We start from the raw sequence: 2860 nt of genomic DNA, 5'->3' as shown, positions 1-2860 counted from the left end.
GTTGCTGATTTAGCAGGAGTTGTAATTCCAGCAAATACCAAGGTTATTATATTAAAACCTAAGGGTGCAGGAGAATTAGATTTACTTTGTAAAGAAGTAATGTGCCCAATTATGATCGCATTCGCTTATGATAAATTTGAAGAAGCGGTAGAAATAGCTAAGACTAATCTTTTAACTGATGGTGCAGGACATACTTCATCTATTCACTCAAATAATAAAGCTAATATTGAATATGCAGGAACGGTTTTACCAATAAGTAGATTTATTGTTAATCAAGTATCATCTACAGGAACTGGCGGAGCTTTCAATAATGGGTTTAATCCATCTACAACTCTTGGTTGTGGATCTTGGGGAAATAACTCAATATCTGAAAACTTTACGTATACACATTTAATAAATATATCTAGAATAGGGTATCTTAATAAGGATGCTAAAATTCCAACTCCAGAAGAGGTTTGGGCAAAATAATATAATTAATAGGTTTCAGCAATATAAGTTGAAATCTATTTTCTAAATATATAAAAATAAAATATAAAATCGGAGGCTAAATAATGAAATTATTTTCTATTAAATCACAAATTCATAAATTTGATACAGCAAAAGACTTTGCTGAAACTTTTAATATAGGTGAAGGAGATTTTGTATTATCAAATGAATTTATATATAATCCATTCTTCGGAAGCCTAAACCTTAAAGCTGAAATACTTTTTCTCGAGAAATATGGTGTTGGAGAACCATCCGATGAAATAATTGATGCTGTATTTGCAAATATTAAGGGAAAAACTTTTAAAAGAATTTTTGCTGTAGGTGGCGGTAGTGTTATAGACATAGCAAAACTTCTTGTAATAAAGGGCGAAAATACAGCCTTAGATTTATTTGAGAAAAAAGTTCCATTTATAAAGGATAAAGAACTTATATTAGTCCCTACAACAGCAGGAACGGGCTCGGAAGTTACAAATATTTCCATAGCTGAAATTAAATCTAAACATACCAAAATGGGACTAAGTACAGATGAATTATATGCTGATCATGCAGTGCTTATTCCAGAACTAGTTAAAGGACTTCCATACAAGTTTTTTGTTCCTAGTTCAATAGATGCTTTAATTCATGCTATTGAGTCCTATGTATCTCCAAAATCTAACCCATACACAGAAATATTTAGTGTAAAAGCTATGGAATTAATTTTAAAAGGGTATATTCAAATAATTGAAAAAGGTGAAGAGTATAGAAAAGAAATAATTGATGAATTTGTTATAGGCAGTAACTATGCTGGTATTGCTTTTGCAAACACAGGAGTTGGTGCTGTTCATGCACTTTCATATCCGCTTGGTGGAACTTATCATGTACCTCATGGTGAAGCAAACTACCAGATGTTTGTTGAGGTATTTAAAACATACAATAAGAAAAAACCAGAAGGTAAAATTAAAGATATTAAAAAAATACTTGCAGATATCTTAAATGTAAGTGCAAATGAAGATGTGTTTAATTCACTTGAAAAAGTACTTGAAAAATTATTAGCTAAAAAACCTTTGAAAGATTATGGCATGAAAGTAGAAGAAATTGAAAGCTTTACTGATAGTGTTATAGAAGGTCAACAAAGACTTTTAAATAATAATTATGTACCTTTAAGTAGAGAAGAAATTAGAGATATTTATAAGACTTTGTATTAAAATATGAAACTTTGTATTAGAATATAAGAAGAGAGGTTTAAACCTCTCTTCTTATATTTTACTATCATAAACAATTAGGAGGCATTACATGGCAAATTTAGATTTTATTTATAAAAGACACAGCATAAGAAAGTTTAAGGACGAAGTTGTTCCGATGAATGAGTTAAAGGAAATTATTAAGGCAGCTACTTACGCTCCAACGGGTAAAAATGTTCAAAATTGGCACTTTGTAATAATTAGGAATAAAGAAAAAATTGATGAACTTATAAAAGTTATAGAAAATAAAAATTCTGAAATAGCAGCGAAAATTATTGATGAAGATATCAAGACAACTTTTATTAAATCATTAAGATACCATACTGCATTCAGGAATGCCCCTTGCTTAGTTTTAGTATATGCAGGAAATTATAAACCAACTGGACTTGAAGAACTTAAGGTTATTAATGAAGGCAAAGATGTTATACAAGATCTTATTAATACTGCACCAGGGATACAGGCAGTGGCGGCAGCTATGGAAAATTTATTACTTGCAGCAGCAACTCTTGGCTATGGAACATGCTGGATGACAGGACCAGATTATGCTGCAAAAGAAATTGGGGAGGCGATTTATTTTAAAAAAGAAGGATATTCATTAATGGCGTTAACCCCTATTGGTATACCACTGAAAGAGGAAAACAAAAGCCCACTCCGAAAACCTGTAGATGAAGTTATTACAGTTATAGTTTAATAGCTTGTTGCAAAAATGAATCGTGTTGCAAAAATGAAAACTAAACTATTATCTTATAACCATGCCTATTTGTCTAGGACCTTTACACTTATGTATTGCTAATTTATAATATTTGTTGCATAACAACAACAAATATTATTTTTTGTTGTTTAATATATGAAAACGATCACAAATACGAATATTTTTAATGCTCTATTTGTTGAAATAATAACAATAATTGGAATAATTACTAAGTTATAAGATAGATGTACATTGAATGTATAATGTATAAAAATAAATATAATAAGAATATAACTTTGGCATAGGTATTGCTACATATATAAATGTAAAGTATTATAAATAAAAAGCAATATAAAATATATATATGAAGGGAATGGTTTTAATGGGATTAATGACTGGAGAACAATACGTAGAAAGTCTTAGAAAATTAGATTTAAAAGTTTATATGTTTGGGGAAAAAGTA

Annotated in this window: 2 protein-coding genes and 1 pseudogene; all 3 read left to right on the top strand. The window is 29.5% G+C overall.

The features are described from left to right. A pseudogene (locus tag LGK95_RS21950) lies at positions 1-468 on the top strand (aldehyde dehydrogenase family protein); the annotation flags it as partial. A gap of 83 nt (positions 469-551) precedes the next feature. Continuing rightward, a complete protein-coding gene (locus tag LGK95_RS21945; RefSeq protein WP_226127029.1) occupies positions 552-1670 on the top strand; it encodes a 4-hydroxybutyrate dehydrogenase in 1119 nt (372 codons plus the stop codon). 88 nt (positions 1671-1758) lie between these two features. Beyond that, a complete protein-coding gene (locus tag LGK95_RS21940; RefSeq protein WP_226127028.1) occupies positions 1759-2397 on the top strand; it encodes a nitroreductase family protein in 639 nt (212 codons plus the stop codon). The last annotated feature ends 463 nt before the right edge of the window (positions 2398-2860 follow it).

Source organism: Clostridium algoriphilum (assembly GCF_020443705.1).
GTDB lineage: Bacteria > Bacillota > Clostridia > Clostridiales > Clostridiaceae > Clostridium_AD > Clostridium_AD algoriphilum.
This window is presented reverse-complemented; position numbering and strand designations above follow the sequence as displayed.